This is a genomic window from Vibrio sp. 779(2023), from assembly GCF_033344285.1.
Lineage (GTDB): Bacteria > Pseudomonadota > Gammaproteobacteria > Enterobacterales > Vibrionaceae > Vibrio > Vibrio alginolyticus.
In genome coordinates this window covers 1-1,079 of the sequence record NZ_JAWPOM010000205.1, presented here as the reverse complement: position 1 = coordinate 1,079, position 1,079 = coordinate 1, and the positions used below count along the sequence as shown (strand labels likewise).

2 protein-coding genes are annotated in these 1,079 nt (G+C 46.6%); both read right to left on the bottom strand.

The genetic code is table 11. The annotated features are described in order from the left end of the window. Positions 1–189: 189 nt before the first annotated feature. Complete coding sequence (gene ftsN, locus R8O70_RS26100) at positions 190–735, bottom strand: cell division protein FtsN (RefSeq protein ID WP_024703418.1); 546 nt, start codon at positions 733–735, stop codon at positions 190–192. 176 nt (positions 736–911) lie between these two features. Then, positions 912–1,079, bottom strand: a 168-nt coding sequence (locus R8O70_RS26095; RefSeq protein ID WP_318184572.1) for a substrate-binding domain-containing protein, incomplete at its 5' end; no start/stop codon positions are given.

Below are 1,079 nucleotides of genomic sequence, written 5' to 3'. Positions count from 1 at the left end.
CGACGTACAGATACAATGGTAGTCACAGTCGACCTCTTGATTATTTCTCTTTGGATTTAATTCAGTATATGGGGGAGAGGAACTTGGGATTCAAGGGGAGGGCGTTTTTCACATTTGCTAACGCTGATGATGCCAATAACACGCGAGGAATAAAAAAGACCAACAGCGAATGCGGTTGGTCTTTGGAGATTAGAAGTTTTCTTTCCAAATTGCGCACGGTTCGATTTTCGCGCGTTGCAACTTGTGGCGATCTTTCTCTGCATCGCGTTTGAACTTGTACGGGCCAAGTACAACACGGTACCAAGAACTGCCTTCTTTCTTACGAATTTTGCTCGAAAGACCTTGGAAAGCAATAGCCAGCTTTCGCTCTTCGGCCTGCGCTTGGGTTTTGTAAGCGCCACACTGCATTACGTATGGGATTTTAGATACTTCGATTTCTTTAGCGACGACTTCCACTTCTCGCTTGGGTAAAGATTCGACGTATTCCCACTTCTCTTCAGGTGGTGGTGGCAAATCCTTTTTCGGCTTTGGCTTACTGACGGTCGTGGGAGGTTGTTGCACCACGGGTGGTTTCGGTTCTGGATCGTTACTTAATAAATACAGACCATAGCCAAAACCGCCCACAAGCAAGATTGCAAGTAGACCACTACGCCAAGGTTTTCTTTTGGGAGGTTGTTTTTTTGTCGACTTTTTTGGGGCGCCTCGCCCCCGTCTCACATAATCTCTGTTTGCCACGGTTACTTCTGGTCATCAAGGATTCTTCCAAATATGTTAATCCAGAACGGGTCGAGAAAACACCCTATTGATGTAATCTTGATAGCTACGTATCAGATAGAGAAGACAAAAAGCGGCACCAATGGGCACCGCTTATCGTTAGTTTACATGATAGGTCGCGTTGGACTACCGAGCGCTTAGGCGCGTTGCGGTGGCGCTGCGCTACCACGGACAACAAGCTTAGTTTCTAGTAAGCGTGAACATGTATGAACGTCATTGACTGTAAGGAGTTCAAGCATCATAAGCATCGCTTGGCGGCCAATTTCATAACGAGGTTGAGAAATGGTCGTTAACGGTGGATCGCA